The 25996-nt window shown below is 68.8% G+C and carries 29 protein-coding genes and 1 tRNA gene; 8 read left to right on the top strand and 22 right to left on the bottom strand.

The annotated features are described in order from the left end of the window. Nucleotides 1-73 precede the first annotated feature (73 nt). Complete coding sequence (locus tag ACCO44_RS10370; protein ID WP_372466504.1) at nt 74-610, top strand: hypothetical protein; 537 nt, start codon at nt 74-76, stop codon at nt 608-610. Between the two features lie 20 nt (nt 611-630). On the opposite strand, the gene ACCO44_RS10365 is transcribed toward ACCO44_RS10370, so the two are convergent. Beyond that, nucleotides 631-1209, bottom strand: coding sequence for a hypothetical protein (locus ACCO44_RS10365; protein WP_262001189.1), 579 nt, complete (start codon nt 1207-1209; stop codon nt 631-633). Continuing rightward, nucleotides 1206-1892, bottom strand: coding sequence for a hypothetical protein (locus ACCO44_RS10360; RefSeq protein ID WP_372466503.1), 687 nt, complete (start codon nt 1890-1892; stop codon nt 1206-1208). Before ACCO44_RS10360 ends, ACCO44_RS10365 begins: the two co-directional genes overlap by 4 nt. Nucleotides 1893-2048: 156 nt before the next feature. On the opposite strand from ACCO44_RS10360, the gene ACCO44_RS10355 reads away from it, so the two are divergent. Both ACCO44_RS10355 and ACCO44_RS10350 read left to right on the top strand, forming a co-directional pair. Then, entirely contained in the window at nt 2049-2885 is an 837-nt protein-coding gene (locus ACCO44_RS10355) for a hypothetical protein (RefSeq protein ID WP_372466502.1), read from the top strand. Nucleotides 2886-2922: 37 nt separating this feature from the next. Next, nucleotides 2923-3456: a hypothetical protein gene (locus ACCO44_RS10350; protein WP_372466501.1), complete on the top strand. Its 534-nt coding sequence runs from the start codon at nt 2923-2925 to the stop codon at nt 3454-3456. 26 nt (nt 3457-3482) lie between these two features. Here the strand turns inward: ACCO44_RS10350 and ACCO44_RS10345 are convergent, their stop codons facing one another. The 3 genes from ACCO44_RS10345 to ACCO44_RS10335 form a co-directional block, all read right to left on the bottom strand. Next, complete coding sequence (locus ACCO44_RS10345; protein WP_372466500.1) at nt 3483-3920, bottom strand: hypothetical protein; 438 nt, start codon at nt 3918-3920, stop codon at nt 3483-3485. Nucleotides 3921-4045: 125 nt separating this feature from the next. Next, nucleotides 4046-4624, bottom strand: coding sequence for a hypothetical protein (locus ACCO44_RS10340; protein WP_091037508.1), 579 nt, complete (start codon nt 4622-4624; stop codon nt 4046-4048). Nucleotides 4625-4713: 89 nt separating this feature from the next. After that, nucleotides 4714-4790, bottom strand: a tRNA-Pro gene (locus ACCO44_RS10335). A gap of 108 nt (nt 4791-4898) precedes the next feature. Here ACCO44_RS10335 and ACCO44_RS10330 point away from each other — a divergent pair. Genes ACCO44_RS10330 through ACCO44_RS10310 form a run of 5 tightly spaced genes read left to right on the top strand, consistent with a single transcriptional unit; the run spans nt 4899 to nt 8579 of the window. After that, nucleotides 4899-5513: a GNAT family N-acetyltransferase gene (locus ACCO44_RS10330; RefSeq protein WP_372466499.1), complete on the top strand. Its 615-nt coding sequence runs from the start codon at nt 4899-4901 to the stop codon at nt 5511-5513. A gap of 4 nt (nt 5514-5517) precedes the next feature. Further along, nucleotides 5518-5973 (top strand): hypothetical protein, encoded by a 456-nt coding sequence (locus ACCO44_RS10325; RefSeq protein WP_372466498.1) that lies wholly within the window; start codon nt 5518-5520, stop codon nt 5971-5973. Between the two features lie 59 nt (nt 5974-6032). After that, on the top strand, nt 6033-6701 hold the full coding sequence (locus ACCO44_RS10320; RefSeq protein ID WP_372466497.1) for a lysoplasmalogenase family protein: 669 nt from the start codon (nt 6033-6035) through the stop codon (nt 6699-6701). Beyond that, a complete protein-coding gene (locus tag ACCO44_RS10315; RefSeq protein ID WP_262001199.1) occupies nt 6701-7072 on the top strand; it encodes an RNA-binding S4 domain-containing protein in 372 nt (123 codons plus the stop codon). Before ACCO44_RS10320 ends, ACCO44_RS10315 begins: the two co-directional genes overlap by 1 nt. 52 nt (nt 7073-7124) lie before the next feature. Continuing rightward, nucleotides 7125-8579 carry a DUF222 domain-containing protein gene (locus tag ACCO44_RS10310; RefSeq protein WP_372466496.1) on the top strand — a complete coding sequence of 485 codons (1455 nt, stop codon included), beginning with the start codon at nt 7125-7127 and terminating at the stop codon, nt 8577-8579. A 45-nt stretch (nt 8580-8624) separates the two neighbouring features. Here ACCO44_RS10310 and ACCO44_RS10305 read toward each other — a convergent pair whose 3' ends face one another. The 17 genes from ACCO44_RS10305 to ACCO44_RS10225 all read right to left on the bottom strand — a co-directional run bounded on the left by ACCO44_RS10305 (nt 8625) and on the right by ACCO44_RS10225 (nt 25979). Beyond that, nucleotides 8625-9524 (bottom strand): NUDIX domain-containing protein, encoded by a 900-nt coding sequence (locus tag ACCO44_RS10305; RefSeq protein WP_372466495.1) that lies wholly within the window; start codon nt 9522-9524, stop codon nt 8625-8627. A 61-nt stretch (nt 9525-9585) separates the two neighbouring features. After that, on the bottom strand, nt 9586-11058 hold the full coding sequence (gene der, locus ACCO44_RS10300) for a ribosome biogenesis GTPase Der (protein ID WP_231481824.1): 1473 nt from the start codon (nt 11056-11058) through the stop codon (nt 9586-9588). A 40-nt stretch (nt 11059-11098) separates the two neighbouring features. Next, complete coding sequence (gene cmk / locus ACCO44_RS10295) at nt 11099-11821, bottom strand: (d)CMP kinase (protein WP_372466494.1); 723 nt, start codon at nt 11819-11821, stop codon at nt 11099-11101. Then, nucleotides 11814-12950 (bottom strand): prephenate dehydrogenase, encoded by a 1137-nt coding sequence (locus ACCO44_RS10290; protein ID WP_372466493.1) that lies wholly within the window; start codon nt 12948-12950, stop codon nt 11814-11816. The genes cmk and ACCO44_RS10290 overlap by 8 nt, the downstream gene beginning before the upstream one ends. Beyond that, on the bottom strand, nt 12947-13753 hold the full coding sequence (locus tag ACCO44_RS10285) for a pseudouridine synthase (RefSeq protein ID WP_372466492.1): 807 nt from the start codon (nt 13751-13753) through the stop codon (nt 12947-12949). Before ACCO44_RS10285 ends, ACCO44_RS10290 begins: the two co-directional genes overlap by 4 nt. After that, nucleotides 13750-14364, bottom strand: coding sequence for an SMC-Scp complex subunit ScpB (gene scpB / locus ACCO44_RS10280; protein ID WP_105710294.1), 615 nt, complete (start codon nt 14362-14364; stop codon nt 13750-13752). The genes ACCO44_RS10285 and scpB overlap by 4 nt, the downstream gene beginning before the upstream one ends. Continuing rightward, entirely contained in the window at nt 14354-15208 is an 855-nt protein-coding gene (locus tag ACCO44_RS10275) for a ScpA family protein (RefSeq protein ID WP_105710295.1), read from the bottom strand. Before ACCO44_RS10275 ends, scpB begins: the two co-directional genes overlap by 11 nt. Further along, nucleotides 15192-16025 carry a ParA family protein gene (locus ACCO44_RS10270; RefSeq protein ID WP_167381670.1) on the bottom strand — a complete coding sequence of 278 codons (834 nt, stop codon included), beginning with the start codon at nt 16023-16025 and terminating at the stop codon, nt 15192-15194. The genes ACCO44_RS10275 and ACCO44_RS10270 overlap by 17 nt, the downstream gene beginning before the upstream one ends. A 156-nt stretch (nt 16026-16181) precedes the next feature. Further along, a complete protein-coding gene (gene xerD / locus ACCO44_RS10265) occupies nt 16182-17084 on the bottom strand; it encodes a site-specific tyrosine recombinase XerD (RefSeq protein WP_372466491.1) in 903 nt (300 codons plus the stop codon). A gap of 3 nt (nt 17085-17087) precedes the next feature. Then, the gene (locus ACCO44_RS10260; protein WP_105710297.1) at nt 17088-17669 is read right to left on the bottom strand and encodes an NUDIX hydrolase; all 582 of its coding nucleotides are present in this window, start codon (nt 17667-17669) and stop codon (nt 17088-17090) included. Beyond that, nucleotides 17662-19371 (bottom strand): CTP synthase, encoded by a 1710-nt coding sequence (locus ACCO44_RS10255; RefSeq protein WP_029261484.1) that lies wholly within the window; start codon nt 19369-19371, stop codon nt 17662-17664. The genes ACCO44_RS10260 and ACCO44_RS10255 overlap by 8 nt, the downstream gene beginning before the upstream one ends. A 17-nt stretch (nt 19372-19388) precedes the next feature. Beyond that, on the bottom strand, nt 19389-21080 hold the full coding sequence (recN, locus tag ACCO44_RS10250; RefSeq protein WP_372466490.1) for a DNA repair protein RecN: 1692 nt from the start codon (nt 21078-21080) through the stop codon (nt 19389-19391). Continuing rightward, nucleotides 21077-21997, bottom strand: coding sequence for an NAD kinase (locus tag ACCO44_RS10245; protein WP_105710299.1), 921 nt, complete (start codon nt 21995-21997; stop codon nt 21077-21079). The genes recN and ACCO44_RS10245 overlap by 4 nt, the downstream gene beginning before the upstream one ends. Then, on the bottom strand, nt 21994-22791 hold the full coding sequence (locus ACCO44_RS10240) for a TlyA family RNA methyltransferase (RefSeq protein WP_372466489.1): 798 nt from the start codon (nt 22789-22791) through the stop codon (nt 21994-21996). Before ACCO44_RS10240 ends, ACCO44_RS10245 begins: the two co-directional genes overlap by 4 nt. After that, the gene (locus ACCO44_RS10235; protein WP_167381665.1) at nt 22788-22964 is read right to left on the bottom strand and encodes a hypothetical protein; all 177 of its coding nucleotides are present in this window, start codon (nt 22962-22964) and stop codon (nt 22788-22790) included. Before ACCO44_RS10235 ends, ACCO44_RS10240 begins: the two co-directional genes overlap by 4 nt. A 52-nt stretch (nt 22965-23016) precedes the next feature. Continuing rightward, complete coding sequence (locus ACCO44_RS10230; protein WP_029261480.1) at nt 23017-24054, bottom strand: HAD-IIA family hydrolase; 1038 nt, start codon at nt 24052-24054, stop codon at nt 23017-23019. Next, nucleotides 24054-25979 (bottom strand): primosomal protein, encoded by a 1926-nt coding sequence (locus tag ACCO44_RS10225; RefSeq protein WP_372466488.1) that lies wholly within the window; start codon nt 25977-25979, stop codon nt 24054-24056. The genes ACCO44_RS10230 and ACCO44_RS10225 overlap by 1 nt, the downstream gene beginning before the upstream one ends. Nucleotides 25980-25996 lie beyond the last annotated feature (17 nt).

Here is a 25996-nt window from a genome sequence, read left to right as displayed (position 1 = left end):
GCGAGGTGCTCGGGCGCATCGTGCTCCTGCCTTGAATCCCTCACCACCAGGACCCTTCTCGTAGAGTCGATCCGTGCCTCACACGTTGACGGTGAACGGTCGTCCGACTCTCGAACACGTCGATCTGGAGCTTCTCGATTCGTACCGTTTTCCGGACGGAGGAGGGTTCCCCGAGTCGTATCGTGCGTTCATCCGGCATGCGGGCTGGGCTCGACTCTTCGACCTCTGGCTGATCTACCCACCGGTTCTTCCCGGCTTCGCCGACGGCCTTCAGGGGCGCGGGGAGAACCTCACCGCTCGGTTTCTATCCGTGTATCGGGAGGGCGAGGAAGAGGAGTTCGAGTGGATGGTCGAGCCCGATTCCGATTGGTCGCGGCCGGCGTCGTTGCGAGTGTTCGGGTGGAGCGAGAACGGTGACGCGCTGCTGTGGGACACTTCGTCGCGCACCCCGGACGAGGAGTTCGCCGTCTGGGAATCTCGCTCGCTCGATTCGCTCCACCGACTCGGCGGAAGCCTCTCCGAAGCGTTGCCTCTGATCCAGGCGCGGGCGCGCGGATCGTTCGGCGCCCGAGGCCACGACGTCGAACCGCTGCCCGCCGTCCGCCTCTGAGATCCCTCGCGGTCAGCTCGTCAGCGCTCGACCGTGAACCAGGCCGTCGGGCCATTGGTGAGCAGCGGAGCATCCTTCGCCCCGAAACGGGACGCGGCATCCGGCCACGCGACGAAGTTCCTCTCCGCGCGAGGCGCCACGCTCTTCGTCATCGGGTCGACGGCGAACACGCCCATGCCGCGGGTGCGCACCACGCGCATCAGTTCACGGATGTACTCGGTGGTGCGGGTGTCATCTTCCGGCGCGGATGCCCGCAACTCGCCGTTCCACAAGCCGTCGTCGTCGGAACGCGACCGCACGAAGCTCGCGAGGCCGGCCCCGACGATCGCGTACACCCACCCCTGACCGGACGGGTGAGGCACTACGTAGTCACGATGGAAGACGCTCTCGGAGATGATGCTCGTGTCCACGAGGGTGATGTGAGGGCCCGCGCACTCGCTCAGTGACGAGCGAAACGTCGGGGTGCGTGTCTCGGGTTGTTGAGTGGCGTCGACGAACCGCACCGCGGGAAGGCTGGTTCGCACCGCGTCGCTGAACTGTTCTTCATCGGCGGGTGTCAGGAAGACGCAGAGCCGGTGGAGCTTCGACGGCGTGCTCATGGCACCAGCGGTGACGTGATCTTGGTCGCCCGGTACGACTGCCCATCTTTCGTGGCACGCCACCGGCGCCAGTGCTTCGCCGACAGGCGGAAGGGCAGGTGCTTCTGCACGTGGGCGGCAGCATCGTGCAACCGGTCGTCGGCGGGGAACGCGAGCCAGAGCGAGAGGGAGGAGGCTGTCGTGCCGAACGTGGCACGCACCCCGGACGCGCCGAGGAGGCGCCCGTAGCCATCCACCGCGAACCCACCGAACGCGTCGGCGTCGATCCCCTCGTACGTCGATCCTGTCGCGGTGTCGACGAGAGCCACCGGCGCGCTCCAGACCAGCGAGGCCAGCGGGTGCCCATGGGTGGTCACGGCTCCCGAACCCGCACCGCTCAGGGTGTCGAGCGTGGCATCGACGTCATCTGCGCGAACCCGCCACTGGGTGTGTGTGCGCTGCCGGCTCTGCGGTCCCCCGAGGTGCGCGGCCGCGAACGATTCGAGACGGTCGGTTTCGTCGGGCGGCCCTCCGGCCCAGAGTTGGAAGGACATCTCCGGCGCACCGATGGTCACCACGGCGGCGTCGAGGAAAGCCTGAACGCTCTCGTAGGCAGTGCGGGGATTCTTGGTGCGAAGCGAATGCGCGCCTCCCGCCGAGGCCGGCAAACCGTCGTAGGTCACGACCTCCTGAGTCAACGTCACCGCTCCATTATCCCGACGACCAGGACACGCGCGAAGCGTGCGGTGCGAGCGGGACCGGCCCGGCACGGCAGGAGCGACGACAGCTCGCACAACTAATCTGAGTTGTGCGGCGGGGACGACAGCCCGCGGACTCACGGGTGAACGGATGAGGACATCATGAGCAAGCGGACCATGGTGCTGCACAGTGCGCACCAGGACCAGTTCGACGTGCCGGACAGGGACCTCGTGTTCTACGACCAGCCCTACGACGCCGAGCAGCTGTCGCGCATCACCGATGTGCACCTGTGGTCTCCGCTGGACGGACCGATCGACCGTCTCCCGGAGATCATCTCGGCGATGACGAATTTGAAAGCCCTCAGCATCGGCCCGGGGCGGGTCCTCCCCACCATCGTCACCGAACTGCGGCAGGGCGATCTCCCCGAGAGTCTGGAAGACCTCTCGGTGCACATCGGCGATCGGACCCTGGTGTGGCGGGATGTGGTGGTGCCGAACCTGAAGACCCTCTACGTCGGCGAACCCTTCCGCTTCAAGAACGAGCACTTCCCCCGGCTCCAGGCCCTCTCCCTCTACCCGCAGAGATCTCTGAACAATGTGCGGCAGGCGCTCGAACTGCCGCTGGAGGAATTGAACCTGTTGAACGTGCCCACAGACGAGGAGATCTTCCGCCTCGTCGAACCGGTCGGGCTTCGCCGGCTCGGGTTGATCGGTGGACGCACGCTGACGAGCCTCACCGGGATCAGCGTGCTCCCCCAGTTGGAATCGTTGCGGCTGAAGAATCTCACCGCCCTGGGTGACATCTCCGAGTTGGCTGCCCTCCAGCGACTCGAGATCGTGAACATCCAGTACTGCAAGAAGATCACCGGCATCGCCGCCGTCAACGACCTCCCTCGACTGCGCCGGCTTACCCTGGTCGGATGCGGGAACATCGGCCTCGCGACGATCGAGGCGAAGCTGTCGACACTGGAATGGGCCAACACGGGCGCGACCACGTGACCGTCTGCCTGAAGAGACTGCTCGGTAGCCTGGAAGCATGACGGAACTCTTCCGACGTGCCACCGGATGCCTGCAGGAAGCCGGGTGGACGTGTGAGCCGCCGCTGTCCACGGAAGACGGAGTTCCCTCCGCGCTGCTCACGGCACCCGACACAGTGGCCGGCTGGGCGTCCTCGTTCTCACAGTTGTCGAACGCAGACGAGACCGTGTGGTTCTTGTCCCGCCACGACTACTCGAACGGCGCGGAGGATGCATTCGCGTGGAACGAGTTCGAACAGCTGAGCATCCAGGCGGCGACAACGGATGATGAGTTGGTCGCGGTCTCCCGTTTCTGGAAGCGCCACCTACCCATCCTGCTTTCCGTTCGCAACGGATACGAGTACCTGGCAGTGCGCGACGATGGAGCTGTCGTCCACGGAAGGGAGCCGGAGTTCGAAGAAGCGGTGGTTGTCTTCTCTCGCTTCGAGGACCTGCTGAGGTACATCATCGCGCGGCCGGCAGCACGGAACGACGTCGTCGAGAGACTCCTGTTCGATGCGAGCGGCACGCCCGACACGGGGCTGGGCCACTAGCTCGCGACCTCCTCATCAGGAACTGCCTACGCGTCGGGGGCGGCCTCGTCGTCGATGAGGAAGGCGATCTTCGCTCGCTCCGCGTCCGCGTCGAAGGCAGGGTCACGAGCAGCGATGCGACTCATGAGGTCGGCGATCGCCCGGTGGATCGTCTGCCGCAGGAAGGCGACCGGATCAGAGGCGGCGCTGACATCGTCGTTGCTGATCCGGATCTCTCCCGTGGCAGTGCGTCGCGACAGGAACACCCGCGGTGTTCGCAACCCGGATGGCCCGGGCACCGGCGTGATCTCGCCGCCGACCGTCAGGAAGAGGTCGAGATGGTACGAGAATTCCGCCGTGCGCAGGTGCTGCTTTATCCGCGCAACCTCTTCGATGAAGCCCGCCTGCGGCGACGGGCCACCCCACACCGTGCGGAACGTGAGCCGCCCATTCGGCACGCCGTCGATTCCGGAGGGATCAGTCATCGTGCGGCCCCACCTGGATCGGGTCGGTGGCGCCGTCCGGCGTCACGACCTCATATTCGACGGTGTTCACCGAGGCAGTTTATCGATCGCGCTTCGAGGGCCGCGAGCGGTGTTGTCGCGTTCGGCTAGAAATCGAGAAAGCCTGCGACGACGTCGCGCACGATCCCGTCCGCGCCCGGTGTGCCGTAGAAGTACACCGAGCCGTATCCCCACAGATACTCCTCGATGAGGTCTTCGAGCTCGCCCTCCACGGGCCACCCGTCCTCATCGATCTGAAAGAGGAAGCGATGCCCGTCGGCGCGCACGGCATCAGCGAACGCCGGCTCGTTCTGGATCAAGACGGGTTCGTCATCGATCCGCACCAGAGCCGGTGTGGACGCGGCGTCCGGTCGTTGGATCAGCGCTGTCGCACGCAGCCCTGGCCACCCCAGGTCGTCCCGCCCGCCACGCGGCGAGGGGTCATGGACGATCGCCCGCATCGCCATGTCCGGATAGACGACATCCTCGTCTTCGATGCCGAAGCCGGCACGCAGCACCACCGACACCTCACGGCCGCCCGTCCACGACGCGCTGCCTGCGGCGAGAGTCAGCAGATACCGATGCGTCTCCAGAAGCGGATGCGTCTCGATCGCCGATGGCGGAGCACCACCCAACCGCGCCCCATCCCCGCGATCCGGCAACGCGGGATACAAGAACGCAGGCATGGTTCCACCCTATGGGGCGGTCCCGCACGGCGGCGGATACGACAGAGGCTCGGAATCTCGCGACTTCCGCGTGATTCCGAGCCTCAATGTGGTCGGGCTGACAGGATTTGAACCTGCGACCCCTTGACCCCCAGTCAAGTGCGCTACCAAGCTGCGCCACAGCCCGTTGTTCTGCACTCTCGCGCAGGCAACTCCCCTATCTTAGCCGCAACCCGAGCCCCTCCGCGAACCGAGCCGTTGCGGGTTGTCGGATGCCGCGCGTACCGTCGCGTGCATGGTGACGATCACGACCGAGGTGGCGACGACCGACCGCTGGGACGATGTGCAGCATGCTCTCACTGGCGGCGGTGACGGAGCGAGCTGCCAGTGCATCTGGCCCATGCTGAGCAACAAGGACTGGAACACGACGACGACTCCGCAGCGCACCGAGATGTTCCGCGCCGAGATCGACGAGGGACCACCGCCCGGGATCGTCGCCTACGTCGACGGCGAGGCTGCCGGGTGGATCAGGATCGGGCCACGCACCCGCCAGGCGCGCATCCCGCGGACGCGCATCATCGCGGCGGCGACCACCGAGCCGTTCGACGACGAGTCGGTCTGGGCGGTCACGTGCTTCGTCGTGCGCCGCGAGCACCGCGGCGCCGGGCTGAATCACGCACTGCTCGACGCCGCCGTGGAGTACGCCCGCGAATCCGGCGCTCGACTGATCGAGGGGTACCCGATCGACACACGCGGCGAGAAGCAGCGGGCCAACGATCTGTTCCACGGCACGCTCGGCACATTCCTCGCCGCCGGCTTCACCGAGAAGACCGCACTCAAGCCGGGGCGCGCCCTCGTCGCCCTCGACCTGGCCCCAGGATCGCGCCACACCCCCGAGCCACTAGCGTGAAGGCATGAGCGACGCGAGCCCGACCATCGACGATCCCGAACTCGGCACCTTCACCCGCGCCACATCCGAGCTCACCGACGGCTCCGTGCTCACACACGACTGGTTCGTCGGCACGGTCTCAGTCGAGGGCACGGAACTCGAGCTCATGCTCGAGGGAACGACTCCCGACGAGGTGGCACCGCTGCTCCCCCGCACGCGCGAGGTCGTCAAGCGGCTGCACACGCTGCGACGGATCGCGACGGATGCCGTGGTCACGAACTTCAACACGGGCGAGCCCGAGCCTCAGGATCTCGATGACGCCGCCTCCGATCTCGCGCTCGAGGCGATCGAGGCCACCCCCGACGGCACGGTCATCCTCCACTTCACCGACAGCTGCGGCGAGCACTTCCCCGAGGGATACTGGCCGGCCGTGCACCTGGGCATCGACGATGCCGTCCAGCAGGTCACCGTCGAATCCTGAGCCCGCTCATGCCTCGTCCGACAGCGCGCCCGACGATCGGCCGAGCCTACGATGGGGAGATGCAGCGCCGCGCCCCGTCCTCGCTGATCGCCTGGACGTTCCTCCCCTACGTCGCGGTCTCCGTTCTCCACGTCATCCTGCTCGCCGTCGGAAGCCCGCTCGCCGGACCGACGAAGCTGCTGCTGATGCCGATGCTCGCCGTCCCCGTCCTGGCCGCTGCCCGGTGGATCAAGCCGCTGATGACCCTGGTCCTGCTCCTCGCGGCGGTGCTCTTCTCCTGGCTCGGGGATGGCGTGGGCGCGTTCTTCCCCGCGGCACCGGAACTCCCCCTCATGCTGCTGTTCTTCGGCATCGCCCATGTGGCATACATCCTGCTCTTCGCCCGCCGGCTGAGCGTGCGGCGGATGCCCCGGTGGGCCCTGATCTACGCACTCTGGTGGGTGGCGATGATCGCGGTTCTCGGCCCGCATACAGGCGGCCTGCTGATCGCGGTCGCCCTCTACGGACTCGTGCTCGGCGGGACGGCGGCATTCTCGGCGCGGTGCCATCCGCTCGTCGCGGTCGGCGGAGCGTTCTTCCTCGCCAGCGACACACTGCTCGCGTTCCGGCTCTTCCTCGCCGACGGGCTCCCGGCGTGGAGCAGCCCGGCCGTGATGCTCACCTACACGCTCGGCCAAGGCCTCATCATCGCGGGCGCGCTGGTCACGCTGCGAAAGCGGGCTTCCTGATGGATGCGGCACGCGTCGACAGCTGGCTCTGGGCGATCCGCGTCTACAAGACCCGGTCGGCCGCGACCACCGCATGCCGCGCGGGGCATGTACGGGTGAACGGCGACAAGGTGAAGGCTGCACAGCAGATCCGCGTGGGCGACGAGCTGCGTATCCGCATCGCCGGATTCGACCGGATCCTCTTCGTACGTCAGCTTCTCGTCAAGCGAGTCGGCGCTCCTGTGGCGGCGCTCGCATACGAGGACAAGACGCCCGAACGGGAGCCCCAGGCGGCACTCGGTCTGCGTGACCGCGGGGCCGGGCGACCCACGAAGCGGGAGCGTCGCGACATCGACAAACTGCGCGGGCGGAACCACGACCCAGAGGATTGATATGCCGTCATCCTCGCGCCGCACTTTCGAATATTTGTTCTAGAATAGGGGTATGGCTACTCGGACCGACATCGACCTCGAACTCGCGGAGCGACGCCGCGTGCTCGATGCCTGGGCCGAGAAGCGACGGCGCATCGCCGCGCTCGAAGCGGAGGCCGCAGAGCTGCTGGTGGAGCAGATCGCTCTCCACGATGCCGAGGTGTCAGAGAGCCCGTTCCACCACGACGCGATCCACCGCTCGATGATCGCGGAGTTCTCCGCCGCCGGTCATGTCTCCCGTGGGTCGATGGACTTCGCATTCGCCGACGCACAGGCGCTTCACGACCACCTCCCCGCGGTCCGTGCAGCGTTCGCCGCGGGTTCCCTGAGCGCCGGCCATGTCCGCGAGATCGCCCGCGCGAGTGCGCTCGTGGCCGAAGCCATCCGCAACAAGAAGGTCGATGCCGGCGTCATGGCCCTGTTCGAGACGGCAGTCCTGGTCGTCGCCGAGCAAGACACGGCTGCTCGCACCCGTGCGCACGCCAGACAGGTCGCCAGCGCACTCATCGGCGAGAGTATCAGGGAACGGCATCAGCGAGCGGCGAAGGAACGCTGCGTGACCGTGAAGTCGCTCGACGACGGCCTCGCCCTACTCACGGCGGTGTTGCCGGAGTGGATCGCGACCGCCATCTCCGACCGGCTGAGCCGGATGACGCGGGAGGTCGTGCGAGCGCGGGAGGATCATGTACCCGAGTTCCTGCCCTGGTGGTCGGACGAAGACATCGATGCTCTGCATCCCGAAGACTTCGCGCTCGACGACCCGGCCTTCGACGCCTACGCCGAGACAGGCGCCGACGGGAGGATCTTCGGCGCCGACGGAGAGACCTTCGGCGCCGACGGAGAGACCTTCGCCACCGATCCCGAGATCGAGCACATCCCTGCCGACACGCGCACGTGGGCGCAGATCCAGGCAGACCTCCTCACCGACCTCCTCCTCGCCGGCGACCCGTCCCTCGCGCACGGCGACGGCCTCGGTCGCATCCAGGGACGCGTCCAGGTCACGGTCGCCGCGACCACGCTCGCCGGTATCGATGACCGACCTGCCGAGCTCGACGGGCACGGCCCGTTGCACCCCGACATCGCCCGCGCTCTCGCGGGGTGGAACACCGGATGGACCCGTCTGTTCCTCGACGCCGCCGGGATGCTCGTCGAGACCGATACGTACACCCCGACCGAGGGCATGCGACGGTTCCTGCGTGCTCGTGACCAGCACTGCCGCTTCCCCGGCTGCCGCATGCCGGTGCACCGCTGCGAGATCGACCACCAGCACGACCATGCCAAGGGCGGGAAGACGCGCCTCGACAACCTCGGGCATCTCTGCCGCGCGCACCACACCCTCAAGCACCCCGACATTCCCGACCCGCATCGCTGGGCGGCGCAACAGGAACGAGACGGCAGCATCACCTGGCACAGCCCGCTCGGACGCGCCTACACCGATCCGCCACCCCGACGGGTCATGTTCGTCTGACGCCGGTTCGGCGGATGAACCCTGACCCCCGGAGGGAAGCCCGGCTCAGTGATCGATCAGGTCGCGCAGCCATCCGGCCGATCGCACATGCTCGGCACCGGCGTGCTCGACCCGTTCGCGCAGGCCCCGGTCACTCGTCACCGCGACCACGGTGTGCTTCGCGGCCACCAGACGCTCGACTTCGGCGACGATCGCATCGTCGCCCGCGGCGTCGGCGCGGATGACGGAGACCACACTCGAATCGGAGTCGATACCGCGAGCCTGACCCTCGACCACCATCGACACCTCCGGGAACCACGCGGATCCCTCGAGTTCCAGGTCGGCCGCGGGCACGGTCAATCCCTCGAGGCGCGCACGCAACCGCCGGGCCGCTCCCGCGCGGTCCTTCCACCACCCGTCCGGCACCGACCCGACGACGTTCGCCGCGTCGACGACGACCACAGGCCGCACCTCGAGCAGAGTCCGCAACGCCGGCCACGACGCACCGAATCCCGGATGCAGCGGCCGCTCATCGACCTGGTCGAGCGGCACCCACTCGAGCGCCGCGCTCTCCGGATCGCTGATCACGGGCTCGAACGGCACGCGCACATCCGCGACGACCGTCGTGTACGACCAGATGCCCAGATCGAGGACGCTCGTGAAGCGAGGTCGCACGGCGCCGTCCGGCACACCGGCTTCCTCCTGCGCCTCGCGGATGGCGCCCACGATCGCACTCTCGCCCTCGTGCAGCGCACCGCCGGGCAGCCCCCACGTGCCGCCGAAATGACTCCACGCGACCCGATGCTGCAGCAGAATGCCGCGAGCGGGGTCATACGCCAGCAGACCGGCAGCACCGAAACGCCCCCAGTACCGCTCCCCCGACTCGGCGACCACCCACGCGTCGCCCGGGTCCCGCGGCCCCTCGGGGCGACGCGGTTCACCGGCGGCAGGAGGTACGACAGTCACCCCCTCAGCCTTTCACAGCATGGGGGTATCGGCACCACGGCGCGACATGCGCCGGAACAGATCAGCGCTGGCGCTTCTCACGCACACGCATGTTGATGACGATCGGCGTGCCCTCGAACGAGTAGAGCTCGCGCAGACGCCGCTGGATGAACCGACGGTACCCGGGGTCGAGGAAACCGGTCGTGAACAGCACGAACGTCGGCGGGCGCGTCGACGCCTGCGTGCCGAACAGGATGCGCGGCTGCTTGCCACCACGCAGCGGGTGCGGGTGCTCGGCCACGAGCTCCGCGAGGAAAGCGTTGAACTTGCCCGTCGGGATACGACGGTCCCAGTTCTCCAGCGCCGTCTCCAGCGCGGGAACCAGCTTGTCGAGGTGACGACCGGTCTTGGCCGAGATGTTCACGCGCGGAGCCCACGCGACGTGCGCGAGGTCCTGCTCGATCTCACGCTCCAGGTAACGACGGCGGTCGGCGTTCTCGAGGTCGTCGTCGTTCAGACGGTCCCACTTGTTGAACGCGAGCACGAGCGAGCGGCCGGACTCCAGCACGAGGTCGATGATGCGGACGTCCTGCTCGCTGATCGTCTCCGACACGTCGAGCACGACGACGGCCACTTCGGCCTTCTCCAGTGCCGCGGAGGTGCGGAGCGAAGCGTAGAAGTCCGCCCCCTGCGCCATGTGCACGCGACGACGGATGCCGGCGGTATCGACCAGGCGCCACATCTTCCCGCCGAGCTCGACGACCTCGTCCACCGGGTCGCGGGTCGTGCCGGCCAGGTCGTTCACGACCACGCGCTCTTCGCCGGCCGCCTTGTTCAGCAGCGACGACTTGCCCACGTTCGGGCGACCGAGGATGGCGACACGACGCGGTCCGCCGATCTCCTGCTTCGCGACGGCCGAGACCTCGGGCAGCTTCTTCAGCACGGCGTCCAGCAGGTCGGCGACACCACGGCCGTGGATGGCGGAGACCGGATGCGGCTCACCGAGGCCGAGGCTCCACAGAGCCGCGATCTCGGGCTCCTGACGGGCATCGTCGATCTTGTTGGCGACGAGGAACACCGGCTTGCCGCTCTTGCGGAGCAGCTTGACGACGTGCTCGTCGGTCGAAGTGGCGCCGACCATCGCGTCGACCACGAACAGCACCATGTCGGCGAGGTCGATCGCGACCTCGGCCTGCATCGCAACGGAACGGTCGATGCCGCGCGCGTCGGGCTCCCACCCACCGGTGTCGACGAGCGAGAACCGCCGGTCGCCCCACTCGGCCTTGTACGTCACGCGGTCGCGGGTCACACCGGGGGTGTCCTCCACGACGGCTTCGCGACGGCCGAGGATGCGGTTCACGAGCGCGGACTTGCCCACGTTCGGTCGTCCGACGATCGCCACGACGGGAAGCGCCGGGCTGAACAGGATGCCATCTTCGCCGACCGTGATGCCGGCGAGCAGCGCCGCGTCCTCATCGTCCAGGTCGTAGTCGGCGAGCCCGGCGCGCAGCGTCTCCGCCCGCTGCTCGGCGAGATGCTCGTCGATCTGTTCCATCTTCTCGGCGAGCTGGTCGGGGCCGCCTTCGTATTCTTCGTCAGCCACGGTGTGCTCCTTGGATTCGCTCGATCACCGTGAGGACGGCGTCGATGGTCTGGGGGAAATCGAGTTCCGTCGAATCGACGACCTCGACGCCTTCTGCGGCGTTCAGGAAGTCGACGACGGCGCTGTCTGAGGCGTCGCGCTTGTGCAACGCCGCGGCGACAGCTGCCGCGTTCTCGCCGGCGAGTTCACCGGCACGTCGAGCGGCCCGTACTTCGGGGGCCGCGGTGAGGAGGATCCGCACGGGGGCGTCCGGTGCGACGACGGTCGTGATGTCGCGGCCTTCGACCACGACGGCCGGGTACGACGACTCGGCGACGAGCGTGCGGAACAGCTCGTTCACCTGGGCGCGCACGGCGGGCACGCGCGCCACGCCGCTCACGGCACCGGAGACCCGCGGGTCCCGGATGGCTTCGGTCACATCGGCATCGCCGACGCGGACGGTGCGGTCGTCGGGGTCGAGCCCCAGTCGCACCGTGAAATCGGATGCGGCGGCGAGGACGGCCTCGGCATCGGAGGTGTCGGCGCCGCGGTCCAGTACATGCCAGGCGAGTGCGCGGTACGCGGAGCCCGTGTCGAGGTAGCCGAAACCGAGCGTGCGGGCGACGGCCTTCGACACGCTGGACTTGCCCGAACCGGCCGGGCCGTCGATGGCGATGAACTTGTGCGCGTCGGTCGCGGAAGCCGGTGCCGCGGACGGGGTGGTGGTGTCAGTCATTGGTGTTCCCCGCAATCCGCCAGCCGCGTTCCTGGAGCCCGGTGATCGCCCCGTGCAGTGCAGCGGGGTCGACGCTGATCTCGGCCAGGCCGAACTGGGCCCCGGGCGAGTGCTCGAGTCGGAGGTCCTCGACGTTCACACCGAGTTCTCCGAGCTCGCCGAACAAGCGACCCAGCTGACCGGCGGTGTCGTCGATCATGACGATGAGCGACTCGAAGCGCTGGTTCTGTCCGTGCTTTCCGGGAAGACGGTCGACGCCGTCGTTCCCCTGACGGATCGTCTCCGCGACGATGCGCCGGGCACCGGGAGCGCCCGGCTCACGCAGCGCGGCGGCGACATCGGCGAGATCGCCCGCGAGAGCGTCGAGGATCTCGACGACGGGACCGGCGTTGGCGCCGAGGATCTGCACCCAGAGCTCGGGGGCGGAGGCGGCGATGCGTGTGGTGTCGCGCACTCCCTGGCCGGCGAGGCGCAGAGCGCCCTCCTCGGCATCCGCGAGACGGCCGGCGAGCAGGCTCGCCACCACCTGCGGCACGTGGGAGGTGAGCGCGACGGAGCGGTCGTGCTCCTCCGGCGTCATCTCGAGCGGCATGGCCCCCACGTCGAGCGCGAGGGCTTCGACCAGGGCGAGATCGGCGGCCTTCGTGTCTTCGTCACGGCACACGACCCAGGGGCGACCGACGAACAGGTCGGCGCGCGCCGAGATCGCTCCCCCGCGCTCGCGCCCGGCGAGCGGATGCGAGCCGATGTAGCGGGTGAGGTCGACGCCGCGTGCCTGCAGCGTGCGGAACGGCTCGAGCTTCACGCTGGCGACGTCGGTGACGACGGCCTCCGGGAAGCGTTCGAGTTCGGCCTGGATCACGTCGGCGGTGACGTCGGGCGGCACGGCCACCACGATCAGGGCGGGCTCGTCTTCGTCGGCGGCGAGGCGACCGGCGCCGTAGTCGACCGCGAGGCGGAGCTGCGCGGGCGAGGCATCCGTCAGCACGACGTCGATGCCCTTCGACCGGAGCGCATGTCCGACGCTCGCCCCGAGCAGGCCGGCACCGACGACGCGGACGGTGCCGGAGAGCCGCGGCGCGACGGCGCCTGCCCTCCGCGCCGTGGGCGCACTCGTCGTATCGGTCATTCGTTCTCCTGCTCGCCTGGCGCCTCGGCGACACCGGAATCACGGCGCGACAAGGTCAAAAGCGCGCCGAGTTCGATTTTAGTCAGTTCCCGCGTCTTCCCGGCCGGGAGGGTTCCCAGGTGGAGCGGTCCGAACTGCCGACGCACCAGTTCGGTGACCGGGTGGCCGACCGCGGCGAGCATCCGGCGCACGATGCGGTTGCGTCCGGAGTGCAGCGTCAGCTCGACCAGGCTCGACCCGCGCGAGGTGTCCAGCAGGCGCGCCTTGTCGGCCGCGATCGGACCGTCCTCGAGCTCGATGCCCTTCGTGAGCTTCGAGATCGTCTGGGCCAGCACCGTGCCCTCGACCTTGGCGATGTAGACCTTGGTCACCCCGAAGGACGGGTGGGCGAGCACGTGCGCGAGCGCGCCGTCGTTGGTGAGGATCAGCAGACCGCTGGTCTCCGCGTCGAGGCGGCCCACGTTGTAGAGACGCTCCTCGTAGTCTTCGGTGAAGCGACGGAGGTCGGGACGACCGTTCTCGTCCTTCATGCTGCTGACGACGCCGGTGGGCTTGTTGAGCATGACGTAGCGCTTGGAGACGTCCAGCTGCACGGCGGTGCCGTCGACGTCGACGAGGTCGTGCTCCGGGTCGATGCGCCGGCCGAGCTCCGAGACGACGATGCCGTTGACGCGGATGCGCCCCTCGGTGATGTACTGCTCGACGACGCGGCGCGAAGCCACCCCGGCGCCGGCGAGCACCTTCTGCAGACGGATGCCCTCGGGGGCGCCCTCGGAGTCGGTGGAGGCCTCGAAGCCGCTCATCGGATGGTCCCTTCGTCGAAACCGTCTGCACCGTCATCGAGCAGAGGGGAGATCGGGGGCAGCTCGTCCAGCGAGTTGATGCCCAGGTGCTGCAGGAGTGCGTCGGTGGTGCCGTAGTTGATCGCGCCGGTCTCGGAGTCGGCGAACAGCTCGGTGATGAGACCACGGGCGAGGAGGGTGCGCACGACGGAGTCCACGTTCACCGCACGGATGGAGGCGACCTGACTGCGCGTCACCGGCTGCTTGTACGCGATGACCGCCAACGTCTCGAGCGCCGCCTGCGAGAGTCGAGCCGGGGCCTGTCCGCCGACGAACTCGGCGACCAGCGAATCGAGGTCCTCGCGCACATAGAGACGCCAGCCGCCGCCGACCTCGCGGAGCTCGAAACCACGGCGCGGGCCCTTGCCCTTCCCGTCGTAGTCGTCGACCAGCGTCTCGAGCGTCTGCCGCACGGCGGGCACCGGGGATCCGACCGCGGCGGCCAGCGCCACCAGCCCGAGCGGCTCGTCGACGATGAGGAGGATGGCCTCGATGCGCTCGGACAGCGGGATCTCGGTCGCCTCGGTCGCCTCGGTCACCTCGTCCACGGTCTCGGTCATGTCATCGGTCATAGTCGGCCCCCAGGGTCGCAAGAGTCTCGTCCGACCAGGAGTCGGCTGCCCAGCGCAGCGTGAGCTCACCGAGCGGTTCCAGTTGTTCGAAGGACAGGGCCGCGTGGCGGTACAGCTCCAGCACCGAGATGAAGCGCGCGACGACGATGCCGGGCTCGCTCACCCCCGAGACGAGCTCGCGGAAGCTCAGCGACTCCGTGCCGCGCAGCAACGTGACGACGATCGCCGCCTGCTCGCGGATGCTGACCAGCGGCGCGTGCAGATGATCGAGGCCGACGTGCGGGATCTCCTTGGGCGCGAAGGCCAAGAGCGCGAGTGCCGCGAAGTCGTCGACGGTCAAGGACCACACGAGCTCGGGCGTCTGCTTGCGGTGCTTCTCGTCGAGGCGTGCCGCGCGCACGTGCCGACGGTCCTCACGCTGCAGACAGCGGGAGAACCACGCCGAGACCTCCTTGAAGGCCCGGTACTGCAGCAGCCGCGCGAACAGCAGGTCGCGCGCCTCCAGCAGCGCGACGGCCTCGGCATCCACCAATTCGCCCTGCGGGAGAAGCCCGGCCACCTTCATGTCGAGGAGCGTCGCCGCGACCACGAGGAACTCGGACGCCTGGTCCAGCTCCTCCTCGTTCTCGAGCTGACCGAGGTAGGCGATGAACTCGTTCGTGACCGCGCTCAGCGAGACCTCGGTGATGTCCATCTCGTGCTTCGAGATGAGGTTCAGGAGCAGATCGAACGGGCCGTCGAAGTTGGACAGCGAGACCCGGAAGCCCGGCTCGGACACGACCGTATCTTCCGCGCTCTCCTCGAGCGTCGCGTCGACGGACTCCTCGCTAGGCGACAGCGCCACGGGCGACCAGCTCCCGCGCCAGCCGCAGGTATGCCTGAGCGGCCGCGTGCTCGGGGGCGAACTCGGTGATGGGCACACCCGACACCGAGGCGTCGGGGAACTTCACGGTACGGCCGATCACGGTCTCCAGCACATCGTCTCCGAAGGCCTCGACCACGCGCTCGAGGACCTCGCGGGAGTGCAGCGTGCGCGGGTCGTACATCGTCGCCAGCAGGCCGTCCATCGTGATGGAGGGGTTCAACCGGTCGCGCACCTTGTCGATCGTCTCGATGAGCAGGGCCACACCGCGCAGGGCGAAGAACTCGCACTCGAGCGGGATGATCACGCCGTGTGCGGCGGTGAGGGCGTTGACCGTGAGGATGCCGAGCGAGGGCTGGCAGTCGATGAGGATGACGTCGTACTCCCCCGCGACCTGGCGCAGGACCCGGGCGAGGATCGTCTCGCGGGCGACCTCGTTGACGAGGTGCACCTCGGCGGCCGACAGGTCGATGTTCGCGGGCATCACGTCGAGGCCCTCGACGCTGGAGTGCACGATCGCGTCATGCGCGTCGCGCTTCGTGTCGAGCAGGAGGTCGTAGATCGTCGGCACGTCGTGCGTCGGGATGCCGAGACCGGCGGACAGTGCGCCCTGCGGGTCGAAGTCGACGGCGAGCACCTTCCGGCCGTACTCCGCGAGAGCTGCGGCCAGGTTGATGGAGGTCGTCGTCTTGCCGACGCCGCCCTTCTGATTGCACAGCGCGATGATGCGTGCAGGGCCGTGGGACTTCAGCGGTTCCGGGATCGCGAACCCGTGATACGGACGGCCGGTGGGTCCCATGGGGGTCTCGTCGGCCTTCTGCGCCTTCGCCCTGGACTTCGCCACTTTCTCAGCCACCGATTCTCCTGCTCCTTCGTGCTTGGTCGATTGTACCGGTCGGCCCGTTCCTCAGCCGCCTCGGCACGCGGCACGGCGCCCGTCCCGCATCGGCGGAGGTCACCGCGCGCGCGGGTGCGAGGTGGCGTAGATGTCTCGCAGGGTGTCCACCGAGACGTGCGTGTAGATCTGCGTCGTCGCGACCGACGAGTGCCCGAGCAGCTCCTGCACCACGCGCACGTCGGCTCCGCCCTGCAGCAGATGCGTCGCGAAGGAGTGCCGCAGCGTGTGCGGCGATACCTCGGAGGTGATCTGCGCCTTCTCGGCGGCCGCCCGGATCACGAGCCAGGCGCTCTGCCGCGACAACGGTGATCCGCGTGCACCGAGGAAGAGCCGGGCCGAGGCGTGCCCCTTCGCCGCGAGCGCCGGACGCACGCGCGTGAGATACGCATCGACGGCTGCGCGCGCGAACGATCCGATCGGCACGATGCGCTCCTTCGACCCCTTGCCCCGCAGCCGCAGCACATCGCCGTGTGCCAGGTCGTCGACGTCGAGCCCGATCGCCTCGGACACGCGGGCACCCGTGGCATAGAGAAGCTCCAGGAGCGCGCGGTCGCGCACGCCGATCGGATCCTCCGGTGACGGAGCACCGAGCAGCCGCTCGACCTGATCGATCGTCAGCGCCTTCGGGAGTCGACGCGGGGCCTTGGGGGGACGCAGCCGTCCGCTCGGGTCATCGATCTCGATTCCTTCCCGAGCGAGGAATCGATGCCAGCCCCGCACCGACGATTGCAGCCGCGCGAGACTCGACGACGCCGGGGCCGGCTCGGCCGAGGCGCGTTCCGCGATGAAGCGGTCGATCACCGCCGCCGTGACCGCCGACGTGTCGGTGATGCCTTCGGCCGCCAGCCACTCCGTGTAGACCCCGAGGTCGCGCCGATACGCGGCGATCGTGTGCTCGCTCAGACCGCGCTCGATCGTGACATGACGCAGGTACGCGTCGAGGGCGCGCTCGAGCAGCATCCCTCAGCCCCGATCGCGGAGCCTCTGCGCCGCGGCCAGCACGCCGATCGTGAGGATGCCGTTGTGCATGCGGCCGCCGAGAACGGCCTCCACCGCATCGTCCAGCGGCACCCACTCGACGCGGATGTCGGCTTCCTCGTCCTCACGGTCGTGCGGGCGCTCGGCCGAGGCGATGCCCGTCGCGAGGAAGATGTGGATCATCTCGTCGTTGCCGCCGGGGGTGGTCCACGAGGAGACCAGCGGCTCCCAGTGGGTGGCCACCAGATCCGCCTCCTCCGCGAGCTCGCGCTGGGCGGCCGCGAGCGGCTCCTCCCCCTCGACGTCGAGCAGACCCGCGGGCAGCTCCCAATCCCGATGACGGATCGGATGCCGGTACTGCTGGATCAGCAGGACACGCCCGTCGTCGTCGAGCGCGAGGATAGCCACGGCGCCCGTGTGGTCGACGTACTGCCGCACGATCTCGCCGTCGCCGTAGCGCACGCGGTCGGAGCGCACGTCCCAGACCCTGCCTTCGTAGACGAGGTCGCTCTGGAGCACCTCCGGCTCGAACGGCTCGTCCCGGAGGGGCTCGATCGACTCAGGCATCGGCCGTGACGTCATCGCTCACGTCGAACAGTTCGCTCGCACGGTGACGCTCGATCGCGGCGCCGACGAGCCCGCGGAACAGCGGGTGCGGCGCGGTCGGGCGCGAGCGCAGTTCCGGGTGCGCCTGCGTGGCGATGTAGTACGGGTGCACGTCGCGCGGGAGCTCGACGTACTCGACCAGGTCGAGCTCGGGGTTGAGGCCCGAGAAGACCAGGCCGGCGTCCGTCAGACGGTCGCGGTAGGCGTTGTTGACCTCGTAGCGGTGACGGTGCCGCTCGGAGGCCTCCGGCGCACCGTACAGCTCGCGGGCGAGCGATCCTTCGGCGAGGGCCGCCTGGTACAGACCGAGGCGCATCGTGCCGCCGAGGTCGCCGCCGTCGAGGATGTCGATCTGCTCGGCCATCGTGGCGATGACGGGCTCGGCGGTCTCCGGGTCGAACTCGCTCGACGAGGCGCCGACGATACCGGCCACATCGCGCGCGTACTCGATGACCATGCACTGCAGGCCGAGGCACAGGCCCAGCGTCGGGATGCCCTGCTCACGTGCGAACTTGAGCGCGCCGAGCTTGCCCTCGATGCCGCGGATGCCGAAGCCGCCGGGCACGCAGATGCCGTCGAGCTCGGCCAGCTGCTCCTGGGCGCCTTCCGGCGTCTCGCAGAGGTCCGAGGGGATCCAGCGGATGTTGACCTTGGTCTCCTGCGCGAAACCACCGGCCTTGAGGGCCTCGGTCACGGAGAGGTAGGCGTCGGGCAGGTCGATGTACTTGCCGACCAGGCCGATCGTGACCTCGTGCTTGGGGTTGTGCACGGCGTGCAGCACCTTGCTCCAGCGCGTCCAATCGACCTCTTCCGCGGCCTTCTGGTCGAGGCCGAGGCGGCGCACGATGTACGAGTCGAGACCCTGGTCGTTGAGCGTCGACGGGATGTCGTAAATGCTCGGCAGGTCGACCGTGTTGATGACGCCTTCGACATCGACGTCGCACATGAGGGCGATCTTGTTGCGGTTGCTCGCGCTCACGGGGCGATCGCTGCGGAGCACGAGCGCGTCGGGCTGGATACCCACCTGACGGAGCGCCGCGACGGAGTGCTGCGTGGGCTTGGTCTTCTGCTCCCCCGACGCACCCATGAACGGGACGAGCGAGACGTGCACGAAGAACACGCTGTCGCGGCCGAGCTCGTGGCGCAGCTGGCGGGCGGATTCGAGGAAGGGCTGCGACTCGATGTCGCCGACCGTGCCGCCGACCTCGGTGATGATCACGTCGGGGCGCGGGTCTTCCGAAGCCTGCAGGCGCATGCGGCGCTTGATCTCGTCGGTGATGTGCGGGATGACCTGCACCGTGTCGCCCAGGTACTCGCCGCGGCGCTCGCGCGCGATCACCTGCGAGTAGATCTGGCCGGTGGTGACGTTCGCGGCCTCGGACAGGTTGATGTCGAGGAACCGCTCGTAGTGGCCGATGTCGAGGTCGGTCTCGGCGCCGTCGTCCGTGACGAAGACCTCACCGTGCTGGAACGGGTTCATCGTGCCGGGATCGACGTTCAGATAAGGGTCGAGCTTCTGCATCACGACGCGCAGACCGCGGGCCGTGAGGAGGTTGCCGAGGCTGGCCGCCGTCAGTCCCTTACCCAAAGACGAAACGACACCACCAGTCACGAAGATGTGCTTGGTCGTGTCGTTCTTGGGTGCCGCGGAAGAAGAGTTCATCACGGGCTTCGATCCTATCAGGCGGTGGGGACGCGGAGGCTGAGAAGTTCACGCGCATGGGTCAGCGCGGCGTCGGAATCGGTGAGTCCGGACAGCAGACGGGCCATCTCGGCCTCTCGGTCTTCGCCCTCGAGACGCCGCACGCTCGAGGCCGTGACCGCGCCATCATTGGCCTTCACGACCGACAGGTGATTGTTCGCGAACGCCGCCACCTGCGCGAGGTGCGTCACCGCGATGACTTGCGATTTCTCTGCGAGCCGGGCGAGTCGCCGCCCCACTTCGATGGCGGCCGCACCTCCGATACCGGAGTCGACCTCGTCGAAGACGAACGTCGGGACCGGGTCGGTCGCCGCGATGACGACCTCGATCGCGAGCATCACGCGAGACAACTCGCCGCCCGAGGCCCCCTTGGAGACGGAGCGCGGCTCAGCGCCAGGATGCGGGGCGAGGAGGATGGCGACGTCGTCCCGACCGTGGGTGCTCTCGGCCCCCTCCGAGACGGCGACCTCGAGGCGCGCATCCGGCATCGCGAGGGCGTGCAGCTCGTCGGTCACGGCGTCGCCGAGGCGGACGGCGGCGTCCGTGCGCACAGCGGTCAGCGCGGCGGCGTGCGCATCGAGTTCGGCGCGCGCCGCGTCACGCTCGGCGATGAGACGTTCGATGCGATCGCCGTCGTCATCGAGCTCGGCCAGGCGGGCGGACCCCGTCTGCCACAGCGCGAGAGCTTCGTCGAGGGAACCGTGTGCACGGATCAAGGTCCCGAGCGCCGCGCGGCGCTCTTCGACGGCGGCGAGCTCGTGGGGGCCCGTCTCGTCGAGGTCGGCCAGATAGGCGGAGAGCAGACCGGCGGTGTCGGCGATCCGGTATCCGATGTCGGCGATGCTTTCGCCGATCTCGGTGAGTTTCGCATCGGCGGTGCGCTCGAGCAGGCGACGCGCCTCGGCGACGAGGGCCGATGCGTCGGGTTCGCCGTCTTCGCTCGAGAGCGCGCCATGCGCGAGAGAGGCCGCGAGGCGCAGCTCTTCGGCGTTCGCGAGTCGCTCCGCGCGTTCGGCGAGCTCCTGATCCTCCCCCGGCTCCGGCGCGGTCGCCTCGATCAGGGCGAGGGCTTCGCGCAGCCGAGCTGCTTCCTCCGCACGGCGGTCGCGGTTCTCGGTGATCTCGGAGATCTCGGCGTCGAGTGTCCGCCACCGGACGAAGGAGCCGGCGTACGCCTCGAGCGCCTTCGCGATCGGCGCACCGCCGAAGCGGTCGAGCGCGTCGCGCTGCGCAGCCGTGGAGCGCAGACGCAGCTGCTCAGACTGTCCGTGGACCACGACGAGTTCCTCGGCCAGAGCCGAGAGCACGCCTGCCGGTGCCGCGCGGCCACCGACGCTCGCGCGGCTGCGGCCCTCGGCGCTCAGCGTGCGCGAGACGTAGAGTTCGGCGTTGCCTGCCCCTGCGGGCTCCAGCTCTCCCCCGGCGTCCGCGACGATCTCGGCCACGTCGCCGCTCTCGGGGACGATCCAGACTCCTGCCACCGAAGCCTGGGCAGCGCCGGCGCGCACCGCGCCGGAATCGGCGCGCTGACCCAGCAGCAGCCCGAGTCCCGTGACCACCATCGTCTTGCCGGCACCGGTCTCGCCGGTGATCGCCGTGAATCCCGGACCGAGGGGCAGCACGGCGTCGGCGATCACGCCGAGGCCCTGCATCCGCATCTCCTCGATCATGACGGCGCCCCCGGGGTCTGACCGCGCCATCCTTCGACGGGCAGCTGGAACTTGCGCACGAGACGATCCGTGAACGCCGTGGGGTGCAGCCGCGCGAGGCGGACCGGGCGTGAGGACCGCCGGACGACGACGCGTGCGCCGGGAGGCAGGTCGTGCGAGCGTCGCCCGTCGCACCACAGGATGCCGGAGCCGTCGGTGCGCTCGAGCATCTCGATGGCGACTGCGGCATCAGGGCTCACGACCAGGGGTTTGGCGAAGAGCGCGTGCGCCGACAGCGGCACCACGGCGATCGCCTCGACGCTGGGCCAGATGACCGGTCCCCCAGCGGAGAAGTTGTAGGCGGTCGAGCCGGTGGGAGTGGAGATGACCATGCCGTCGCAGCCGAAACTCGACAGCGGGCGACCGTCGATCTCCAGGACGACTTCGATCATCCGCTCCCGGCTCGCCTTCTCGACCGTGGCCTCGTTGAGGGCCCAGGTCTCGTACACGACCGCCCCTGCGGCATCCTTCACCCGCACGGAAAGCGCGAGTCGTTCCTCGACCTCGTAGTCACGATCGATCACGCGGCGGACGGCCTTGTCCATGTCGTCGCGGTCGATCTCGGCGAGGAAGCCGACGTGGCCCATGTTGATGCCCAGCACGGGTGCGCCGCTGTCACGGACGAGCTCGGCCGCACGAAGGATGGTCCCGTCGCCGCCCAGCACGATCGCCAGTTCGAGGTCGGCCGGATCGACGGATGCGCCGAGCACCTCGGTGTCGGCGAAGAACTCGTCCACGGCGACGAGGGCCTCATGGTCGTCGGCGGCCAGCACCGGCCGGGCTCCGGCCTCGCGAAGCGCCCCGATCACCCGACGGGCCGCGTCGACCGTGTCCACTCGGCCGGCGTGGGCGACGACCAGGATGCTGCGCTCGTTCATCGTCCTCCTGCCAGTCGGTTGATGGTGTCCAACCATTCTGTCGGATTGCTGCCCCGACCCGGCGCGAGGTGCACCAGATACTCGGCATTCCCGTGCGTTCCGAGGATCGGGGAGGGCAGGATGCCGAGCATCCCGAACCCGAGATCCCAGGCGGTCCACACCGTGCGGGCGACGGCGTCCGCACGCGTGGCGGGGTCGGTCACCAGACCGCCGCGCACCGCGGTTCGCCCGACCTCGAACTGCGGCTTCACGAGCAGCAGGACGTCGGATCCCGGCTCGGCGATGACCGCCACTGCGGGCAGAACGAGCTCTAGCGAGATGAACGACAGGTCCCCGACGATGAGGTCGGGCGCGTCGCTCTCGCCGGTCGCCTCCGCGAGGTTCTCACGCGTCATGTGCCGCACGTTGTAGCCCTCGACGGCGACGACGCCGGGGTCGGCCGCGATCGACGCGGCGAGCTGTCCGTGCCCGACGTCGACCGCCAGGACCTTTCGTGCGCCGCGCTCGCGGAGCACCTGCGTGAAACCTCCCGTGGAGGCCCCCATGTCCAGTGCGAGCCGCCCCTCGACGGGGATCGCGAATCCGTCGAGCCCGGCGATGAGCTTGTGGGCCGCGCGGCCGACATAGTGGTCGGCACCCGCGATCGTGATCTGCGCCTCATCGTCGACGGCGGTCGAAGCCTTCACCGCCTGGCGGCCATCGATGCTCACGAGCCCTTCGGCGATGAGCGTGGCGGCGTGGCTGCGCGAACGGGCGAGTCCTCGGGCGGCGAGGGCGGCATCGAGTCGCGTCATCGGGATCCCGGAGTCTCCCGTTGATCGAGCTTCGCGCCGCTCTCGAGGCGTCGGGAGAGCTCGTCGTGCAGGCTCGCGTACGCATCGGCTCGCGCCGGAAGGGGCTGCCCCTCGATCAGACGCAGACGGCTCCACAGGCCGTCGGTCGGCGCACTCGTCGTCTCTTCGCTCACGGTTCCACTGTACGCGGCGCCTCCGACGGCGGCCGGAGCGACGCGAGCTGCCTCAGGGGCGATGGAAGGGGTCGTCGTAGAGACGCTCGGGAACGCGCAGCACGAACACGGGTGTCCCCGATGCCCAGATCGCGGCCGCGCCGGCGCGCAGCAGGTCGATCTGAGATCCGGACTCCGTCACGATCTCGACGTCCGCCCCCACGACCCGCACGGCTGCGCCGTTCACGTCGAACACGCCATCGCGTTCCGTGACCTCCGGGTACGGCACATGCAGCTCGCGCAGGTCGCCGAGGATGTACGTCGGGCGCGATCCCTCGGGCGCCGCCAGCACATGCTTGGGTCGGTCGATTCCGGTGAGGACGAGCACTGAGTCGATCCCGACCCGGCTCGCACCCATGATGTCCGTGTCGAGCCGGTCGCCGATGAACAGCGCCTTCTGTGCGCCGAACCGGGCGAGCGCCTCTTCGAAGATGGGGGCCTCCGGCTTGCCGGCGACGGTAGCCAGCCGACCGATGGCCGTGTGCACCGCGGATACGAGAGTGCCGTTACCCGGTGCGACACCGCGCTCACGCGGGATCGTCCAATCCGTGTTCGTGGCGATCCATGGGATCCCACCCTCGTCTTCGGGAAGTTTGAGGGCGAATGCGGCTTCGGCGAGATCGGTCCACGCCACCTCCGGGGCGAACCCCTGGACGACGGCGCTCGGCGAATCCTCGGCGCTGCGCGTGACCGTGTAGCCGGCCTTCTGCACCTCGTCGACGAGGCCGTCGCCGCCGACGACGAGGATCGTCGCCGGCGCGGGCACCATCTTCGCCATCAGCCGCATCGCCGCCTGCGGGCTCGTGACCACATCGGCCGCATCGACGCGGAGCCCCAGGCTGCTGAGGTGCTCCGCGACGGATGCGTCAGTGCGGGCCGCGTTGTTGGTGATGTAACCGAGTCGCGCCGACTTCGCGGCCTCATTGAGACTGTCGACCGCATGCGGCAATGCGCCGGGGCCTGCGTACACCACGCCGTCGAGATCAGCGAGGATCGTGTCGACCCCGTCGACGGGGGTGCGCAGAGCGCGCTTGCGTGAGAACAGCGCCACTACGCCTCCGGGTCCGCGTCGTCGGTCTCGTCCTCACCCAGGAGCTCGCGGACCTCGTCCTCGACCGTGGGCTCTTCGGCGTCGGTCTCGTCAGCCATGGCGTCGGAGTCCGCAGCGGGCTCTTCAGACACTTTCTCGTCCGCTTCGTCATCCGTCTCGTCGGAATCCGCAGTGGCCTCGACGACGTCAGCCTCGTCTGCTTCATCGGCCGGTTCGGCGACCTCGTCGTCGAGGAACTCGCCCTCGATCATGCTGTCCTCGATGAAGATCTCCTCGTCACCGGCCTCGTCGATCCCGAGTGCCTCGGCAGCGACCTCGGCACGGTGTGCCCAGAAAGCGGCCTCATCGGTGCGTCCGAGGTCTTCGAGAACAGCGGCACGAGCGGCGAACAGAGCAGGGCTCCATTCGAAAGCCCGATCCGGGTCGAGCTCGGGGATCTCGAGCTCGCCGAGCGCAAGCTCCAGATCGCCCTGATCCAGACGAGCACCCGACATCGCGATCGCCAGTGCGACACGCACGGGAGTCTCGAGGGCAGACCGGTCAACAGCGCGGCCGGTCTCGAGCGCGCGATCGGAACGTCCTATGCCACGCTCGCTGTCGACCATCAGCGCGATCTGATCGTCCTTGCCCGAGATGCGTCGGTAGGTGCGGAGTTCGCGGAGAGCAAGGGCGAAGTCACCCGTCGCGTAAGCGGTGATGCCGAGAGTCTCGCGGACGATCGCGATACGGCCGGCGCGTCGAGACGCCGCCAGCGCGTGCTCGTGCGCAAGCGCGGGGTCCTCGTCGATGAGCTTCGAAGCCATCGCCAGGTGACGCGCGACGTGCTCGGCGTTCTCCTTGCTCAGGGTCTTGAGCTCGTTGCGAGCGCCCCCGTTGAGGTCGCGCGCAGTGATCTCGTCGGGAATCTGCGGCTCATCGAACCGCGGACGCTCATTCGCCGCCTGAGACGGACGCTCCCGACCGGCGCCTCCGCGCTGCGGGAACGAGCGGGACTTGTCGCGATCACCACCGTCACGGCGCGGCGCCGAATCACGACGCGGGGCACCACCGTCACGGTTGTAGCCACCACCTTCGCGGCGCGGGGCACCACCGTCACGGTTGTAGCCACCCTCGCGGCGCGGGGCACCACCGTCCCGGTTGTAGCCACCGCCCTCACGGCGGGGAGCTGCACCATCACGGTTGTACCCGCCACCCTCACGACGGGGGGCACCATCCCGGTTGTAGCCACCGCCTTCACGGCGCGGGGCACCACCATCACGGTTGTAGCCACCTTCGCGACGCGGGGCACCACCGTCACGGTTGTAGCCACCTTCGCGACGCGGGGCACCACCGTCACGGTTATACCCGCCACCCTCACGACGGGGGGCACCGTCACGGTTGTAGCCACCACCTTCACGGCGCGGGGCACCACCATCACGGTTGTAGCCACCTTCGCGACGCGGGGCACCACCATCACGGTTGTAGCCACCGCCCTCACGGCGCGGGGCACCACCATCACGGTTGTACCCACCACCCTCACGGCGCGGGGCTGCACCGTCACGGTTGTAGCCACCGCCCTCACGGCGCGGGGCACCACCATCACGGTTGTAGCCGCCACCTTCACGGCGCGGGGCACCACCATCACGGTTGTAGCCACCGCCCTCACGGCGCGGGGCACCACCATCACGGTTGTAGCCACCGCCCTCACGGCGCGGGGCACCACCATCACGGTTGTAGCCACCGCCCTCACGACGCGGGGCACCACCATCACGGTTGTAGCCACCGCCCTCACGACGCGGGGCACCACCATCACGGTTGTACCCGCCACCTTCACGGCGCGGGGCTGCACCGTCACGGCTGTTTCCGGGGCGTCCACCAGAAGCGCGATTACCGCGCGATCCGCTGTCGTCGTTGCGACGCGGACGGCGCTCTTCCTCTTCTGGCATGATGCTCCCTGTTCTAT

Origin of the sequence: Microbacterium maritypicum, from assembly GCF_041529975.1 — a bacterium.
In the GTDB taxonomy this organism is placed as follows: domain Bacteria; phylum Actinomycetota; class Actinomycetes; order Actinomycetales; family Microbacteriaceae; genus Microbacterium.
The sequence above is the reverse complement of the archived record's forward strand: the minus strand, read 5'-3'. Positions and strand labels throughout refer to the sequence as shown.

Excerpts from the sequence above, each read along its gene's own strand:
- ACCO44_RS10365 (WP_262001189.1), bottom strand. The coding sequence starts at position 1,209 with ATGAGCACGCCGTCGAAGCTCCACCGGCTCTGCGTCTTCCTGACACCC.
- ACCO44_RS10355 (WP_372466502.1), top strand. The coding sequence starts at position 2,049 with ATGAGCAAGCGGACCATGGTGCTGCACAGTGCGCACCAGGACCAGTTC.
- ACCO44_RS10350 (WP_372466501.1), top strand. The coding sequence starts at position 2,923 with ATGACGGAACTCTTCCGACGTGCCACCGGATGCCTGCAGGAAGCCGGG.
- ACCO44_RS10345 (WP_372466500.1), bottom strand. The coding sequence starts at position 3,920 with ATGACTGATCCCTCCGGAATCGACGGCGTGCCGAATGGGCGGCTCACG.
- ACCO44_RS10340 (WP_091037508.1), bottom strand. The coding sequence starts at position 4,624 with ATGCCTGCGTTCTTGTATCCCGCGTTGCCGGATCGCGGGGATGGGGCG.
- ACCO44_RS10330 (WP_372466499.1), top strand. The coding sequence starts at position 4,899 with ATGGTGACGATCACGACCGAGGTGGCGACGACCGACCGCTGGGACGAT.
- ACCO44_RS10325 (WP_372466498.1), top strand. The coding sequence starts at position 5,518 with ATGAGCGACGCGAGCCCGACCATCGACGATCCCGAACTCGGCACCTTC.
- ACCO44_RS10320 (WP_372466497.1), top strand. The coding sequence starts at position 6,033 with ATGCAGCGCCGCGCCCCGTCCTCGCTGATCGCCTGGACGTTCCTCCCC.
- ACCO44_RS10315 (WP_262001199.1), top strand. The coding sequence starts at position 6,701 with ATGGATGCGGCACGCGTCGACAGCTGGCTCTGGGCGATCCGCGTCTAC.
- ACCO44_RS10310 (WP_372466496.1), top strand. The coding sequence starts at position 7,125 with ATGGCTACTCGGACCGACATCGACCTCGAACTCGCGGAGCGACGCCGC.
- der (WP_231481824.1), bottom strand. The coding sequence starts at position 11,058 with ATGGAACAGATCGACGAGCATCTCGCCGAGCAGCGGGCGGAGACGCTG.
- cmk (WP_372466494.1), bottom strand. The coding sequence starts at position 11,821 with ATGACTGACACCACCACCCCGTCCGCGGCACCGGCTTCCGCGACCGAC.
- ACCO44_RS10290 (WP_372466493.1), bottom strand. The coding sequence starts at position 12,950 with ATGACCGATACGACGAGTGCGCCCACGGCGCGGAGGGCAGGCGCCGTC.
- ACCO44_RS10285 (WP_372466492.1), bottom strand. The coding sequence starts at position 13,753 with ATGAGCGGCTTCGAGGCCTCCACCGACTCCGAGGGCGCCCCCGAGGGC.
- scpB (WP_105710294.1), bottom strand. The coding sequence starts at position 14,364 with ATGACCGATGACATGACCGAGACCGTGGACGAGGTGACCGAGGCGACC.
- ACCO44_RS10270 (WP_167381670.1), bottom strand. The coding sequence starts at position 16,025 with ATGGGACCCACCGGCCGTCCGTATCACGGGTTCGCGATCCCGGAACCG.
- xerD (WP_372466491.1), bottom strand. The coding sequence starts at position 17,084 with ATGCTGCTCGAGCGCGCCCTCGACGCGTACCTGCGTCATGTCACGATC.
- ACCO44_RS10260 (WP_105710297.1), bottom strand. The coding sequence starts at position 17,669 with ATGCCTGAGTCGATCGAGCCCCTCCGGGACGAGCCGTTCGAGCCGGAG.
- ACCO44_RS10255 (WP_029261484.1), bottom strand. The coding sequence starts at position 19,371 with ATGAACTCTTCTTCCGCGGCACCCAAGAACGACACGACCAAGCACATC.
- recN (WP_372466490.1), bottom strand. The coding sequence starts at position 21,080 with ATGATCGAGGAGATGCGGATGCAGGGCCTCGGCGTGATCGCCGACGCC.
- ACCO44_RS10245 (WP_105710299.1), bottom strand. The coding sequence starts at position 21,997 with ATGAACGAGCGCAGCATCCTGGTCGTCGCCCACGCCGGCCGAGTGGAC.
- ACCO44_RS10240 (WP_372466489.1), bottom strand. The coding sequence starts at position 22,791 with ATGACGCGACTCGATGCCGCCCTCGCCGCCCGAGGACTCGCCCGTTCG.
- ACCO44_RS10225 (WP_372466488.1), bottom strand. The coding sequence starts at position 25,979 with ATGCCAGAAGAGGAAGAGCGCCGTCCGCGTCGCAACGACGACAGCGGA.